Raw genomic sequence first — 3,893 nt, forward strand, 5'->3', positions numbered from 1 at the left:
TCTTCAACGGAGCCAAGCTGTTCGGCGGCGAGATGCGCTATGTGCTCGGCGGCTCCGGCCATATCGCCGGGGTCATCAACCCGCCCGGCCCCAAGCCGAAATATCAATATTGGACCGGCGAGCGCCCGTCCGGAACCTACGAGGACTGGGTCGCCAAGGCCGAGGAACATGCCGGCTCGTGGTGGCCGGATTGGGTCCAGTGGGTCACCGCCCAGGCGCCGGAAAAGGTTCCGGCGCGCGAGCCGGGCGGCGGCAAGGTCCCCGTGCTCGGCGACGCCCCCGGCGAATATGTCCGGGTGAAATCCTGATCCCAAGACCCCGGCGGCGCCAGCGCGTCCGGGGTTTTCGTTTCCTCCGGTCGCGCCGTTCCGCCCGCCCGGAACTTCGCGCCGCGCGCGGCATTGTCAGGGAAAGACGACCCGGCGCCCTTCTTGCCCCTTCGAGGCGAGACGCCCCGTCCGATCCCGAAACGAACCGCTCCGGGACCCTGCGGCGCCGGCGAGTGGTCTCCTTTCGGGACAGGAGTGCGATTATGGGTCAGTTCATCAGGATTTGCGGTCTGACCGGCGCGGCCGCTCTGGTCCTCGCCGCGGCGCCGGCGACCGCCGGCGGCCATTTCGGCGCCCCCGGCTTTGCCGGCCATGGCGGCGTCCGCATGGTGCGCCCGGGCATGGGGCCGCAAATGGGCCCTCGCCCTGGCGTCGTCGCCCGCCCCGGCTTCGTGGCCGGCGCGCGGCCGCCGTTCGCTCCGGGATTCCGTCCGGGCTATTTCGGTCCGCGTCCGGGCTTCTACGGCCCCTATAGCCGCTACGGCTATTATCGCCGCCCCTGGTTCGCCCCGCCCTACGCCTATGGCGCGGGGGGCTTCTGGTCGGGCGCCAATGTGGCGTACGCCACGCCCTACCCGGTCGACACCCCGGCCTATCCGCCTTATCCGCTCGGCTATGGCGACGCCAGCTATACGCCGACCGGCTATGGCGTGAGCTATAATGTGCCGCCGCCGGACTGGGCGCCGGCCAAGATCATCACGATCAGGGGCAACCGCGCCGTGCGCCAGACCTATCTGCGCCCGCGCCAGACGATCATCGTCCGGGGCTCGGCTTCGGTGGATTGAGCGGACAGCCCCCGGCGTCGCCGGGGGCTTTTCGTTACAGCCCGAGCATCAAGCCCAGATTTTGCACGGCGGCGCCAGAGGCGCCCTTGCCGAGATTGTCCAGCCGCGCCACGATCGCCGCCTGCCGGCGCGCCTCATTTGCGAAGACGCGGATTTCGAGGTCATTGGTCCCGTTGAGCGCCTCGGGCTCCAGCTTGCCGTTCTCTTCGGCCGCGACGACGCGAACGTGAATCTTGCCCGCATAATGGTCGGCCAGCACGGCTTCGAGATCGCCGGCATGGGGATGGCCCGGCAGATCGTCGAGCGACAGCGGCAGGCTGACCAGCATGCCCTGGCGGAAATTGCCGACCGACGGGACGAACACCGGCCGCGCGCGCAAACGGCCAAAAGCCATGATTTCGGGAATATGCTTGTGCTCCAGCCCCAGCGCGTAAAGCTCGAAGGCCGGCGCGCGGCCCGCCTCGTAATCCTCGATCATCTGCTTGCCGCCGCCCGAATAGCCGGAGACGGCGTTGATCGCGATCACATGGCCGGCGTCGATCAGCCCGGCGTCGACCAGCGGACGCAGGATGGCGATGGCGCCGGTGGCGTAGCAGCCCGGATTGGCGACTCGGCGCGCCTTGGCGATCTCCTCCGCCTGGCCGGGGGCGAGTTCCGGGAAGCCATAGGTCCAACCCGGCGCGACCCGATGCGCGGTGGAGGCGTCGAGCACGCGCGGGCCTTCGGCGCCGAGCGAATCGACCAAAGCCACGCTCTCCTTGGCGGCGCCGTCCGGCAGGCAAAGGATGGTCAGATCGACCGCGCGCAGGATATCGGCCTTGGCGCCGGCGTCCTTGCGCTTGTCGGGGTCGATCGAGACGATCGTCACATCCGCGCGCCCGGCCAGCTTTTCGCGGATCTGCAGGCCGGTGGTGCCAGCTTCGCCGTCGATGAAGATTTTTCTGGGCGCGTCGGTCATGTTGGTCTCCGTGGCGGATGGAGCGGTTTAGCGCAAAATGATGACGGACAAAACAAAACGGCGGGCTTTTGGCCCGCCGTTCCGCGAAAGGATCGTAAAGATCAGCGCTTCGAGAACTGGAAGCTGCGGCGGGCCTTGCGCTTGCCGTATTTCTTGCGCTCCACCACGCGCGAGTCGCGGGTGAGGAAGCCTTCCTTCTTCAGCGCCGAACGCAGGCCGGGCTCGTAATAGGTCAGGGCCTTGGACAGGCCGTGGCGCACCGCGCCGGCCTGGCCGGACAGACCGCCGCCGGCCACCGTGACCATCACGTCAAACTGGTTCTCGCGCTGGGCGACGCCGAGCGGCTGCTGCACGATCATGCGCAGCACCGGACGGGCGAAATAGGTGTCCAGCTCGCGGCCGTTGACAGTGACCTTGCCGGTGCCGGGCTTGACCCAGACGCGGGCGACGGCGTTCTTGCGCTTGCCGGTGGCGTAGGCGCGGCCGAGCTTGTCGAGCTTCTGGACGTGAACCGGGGCTTCCGGCGCCGGAGCGGCGTTCGCGCCTTTGAGGTCCTGCAGGGAGGAAAGGGTCTCGGCCATGGTCAGTCTTTCCGCGTATTCTTGGAGTTCAGGGCGGCGATGTCGAGAACGCTCGGGTTCTGCGCCGCATGGGGATGTTCGGCGCCCTTGTAGACGCGAAGATTGCCGAGCTGCTTCACGCCGAGCGGGCCGCGCGGCAGCATGCGCTGCACGGCCTTCTCCAGGACGCGCTCCGGGAAACGGCCTTCCAGGATGAACTTGGCGGAACGCTCCTTGATGCCGCCCGGGAAGCCGGTGTGGTGGTGATAGACCTTCTGGTCGCGCTTGCGGCCGGTGAAGACCACCTTGTCGGCGTTGACGACGATGATGTTGTCGCCGTCATCCATATGGGGCGTGAAGGTGGCCTTGTGCTTGCCGCGCAGGCGCAGCGCGATGAGCGAGGCGAGGCGGCCGACGACCAGTCCCTTGGCGTCGATCAACACCCATTTCTTCTCGATCTCGGCGGCCTTTGCCGAATAGGTCTTGCCGTACATTGTCTCTTTTCCAATAAAGCGCGGAGCGCGTTTCCGTCCCGGACATGTGCAGTCCCGGAACGGCGCGCCCCGGCGGGAAGATGCGGGCTTTTACGGGCGACCTTCCGCATTGTCAATCGCCTTTTCACGCGATTTCGCCCGGTTTTGCAGGCATTTTGCGGTATAGGTATATTGATACCTTATTTTTTCGCAGCCGGGATCGCATAGGTTCCCACCGCATGGGCCACCGGCTCGGCGGAGCCGTCGGCGAACAGGGTCGCCTCGCCCACCGCCAGCCTCTTGCCGAGCTTGAGCAGGCGGCATTCGACGATCACGTCGCCATGCGGCGGCCGCAGCAGGAAATTGATGTTCAAATTGCTGGTCACCGCCCCAAGCGTGCCCGGACCCATATGGGCGAGGATCGCCACCCAGATACCGACATCGGCCAAGGTGAACATGGCGGGGCCGGACACGGTGCCGCCCGGACGTAAATGGCGCTCATGGGCGATCAGGCGCAGCCGCGCGGTCATCGACCCGACCGCCTCGACCATGACGGTGCGGCCGCCATGGTGCAATTGCGGGAAGACCTCGTCGAGCAGCTTTTCGATCTCGTCGACGGTCATGATGGGCTGAGGCAAAGCCGATTTCGTCATTGCGGCGACTCACGGTCAGGGAAGAAAGACGGCCAGGATTGCGCAAAACGCCGGGCGTTTCCATGACCGCCTGCGACGCCGCTCCACCGGCGGGAACGATGGATTATTTTCCATGTCTTTCAGACAGTTATGCGG

The 3,893-nt window shown here is 66.6% G+C and carries 5 protein-coding genes and 1 pseudogene; 2 read left to right on the forward strand and 4 right to left on the reverse strand.

Annotated elements, in window-relative coordinates; genetic code table 11:
- Together ACE3S9_RS16250 and ACE3S9_RS16255 are read left to right on the forward strand one after the other, a co-directional pair.
- Window positions 1-308: pseudogene (locus tag ACE3S9_RS16250) on the forward strand (class I poly(R)-hydroxyalkanoic acid synthase); the annotation flags it as partial.
- A gap of 224 nt (window positions 309-532) precedes the next feature.
- Window positions 533-1,114, forward strand: coding sequence for a hypothetical protein (locus ACE3S9_RS16255; protein ID WP_374547522.1), 582 nt, complete (start codon window positions 533-535; stop codon window positions 1,112-1,114).
- 34 nt (window positions 1,115-1,148) lie between these two features.
- On the opposite strand, the gene argC is transcribed toward ACE3S9_RS16255, so the two are convergent.
- The 4 genes from argC to ACE3S9_RS16275 form a co-directional block, all read right to left on the reverse strand.
- A complete protein-coding gene (gene argC, locus ACE3S9_RS16260; RefSeq protein WP_374547523.1) occupies window positions 1,149-2,072 on the reverse strand; it encodes an N-acetyl-gamma-glutamyl-phosphate reductase in 924 nt (307 codons plus the stop codon).
- 101 nt (window positions 2,073-2,173) lie between these two features.
- Window positions 2,174-2,653, reverse strand: coding sequence for a 30S ribosomal protein S9 (rpsI, locus tag ACE3S9_RS16265; protein ID WP_374547524.1), 480 nt, complete (start codon window positions 2,651-2,653; stop codon window positions 2,174-2,176).
- Between the two features lie 2 nt (window positions 2,654-2,655).
- Complete coding sequence (gene rplM / locus ACE3S9_RS16270) at window positions 2,656-3,126, reverse strand: 50S ribosomal protein L13 (RefSeq protein WP_374547525.1); 471 nt, start codon at window positions 3,124-3,126, stop codon at window positions 2,656-2,658.
- A 179-nt stretch (window positions 3,127-3,305) separates the two neighbouring features.
- Window positions 3,306-3,758, reverse strand: coding sequence for a PaaI family thioesterase (locus tag ACE3S9_RS16275; protein ID WP_374547526.1), 453 nt, complete (start codon window positions 3,756-3,758; stop codon window positions 3,306-3,308).
- Between the last annotated feature and the right edge of the window lie 135 nt (window positions 3,759-3,893).

This window comes from Rhodoblastus sp., assembly GCF_041915505.1.
Taxonomy (GTDB): domain Bacteria; phylum Pseudomonadota; class Alphaproteobacteria; order Rhizobiales; family Beijerinckiaceae; genus Rhodoblastus.

What these genes read in the sequence shown, in the direction of transcription:
- ACE3S9_RS16255 (WP_374547522.1), top strand. Translation starts at nt 533, where the DNA reads ATGGGTCAGTTCATCAGGATTTGCGGTCTGACCGGCGCGGCCGCTCTG.
- argC (WP_374547523.1), bottom strand. Translation starts at nt 2,072, where the DNA reads ATGACCGACGCGCCCAGAAAAATCTTCATCGACGGCGAAGCTGGCACC.
- rpsI (WP_374547524.1), bottom strand. Translation starts at nt 2,653, where the DNA reads ATGGCCGAGACCCTTTCCTCCCTGCAGGACCTCAAAGGCGCGAACGCC.
- rplM (WP_374547525.1), bottom strand. Translation starts at nt 3,126, where the DNA reads ATGTACGGCAAGACCTATTCGGCAAAGGCCGCCGAGATCGAGAAGAAA.
- ACE3S9_RS16275 (WP_374547526.1), bottom strand. Translation starts at nt 3,758, where the DNA reads ATGACGAAATCGGCTTTGCCTCAGCCCATCATGACCGTCGACGAGATC.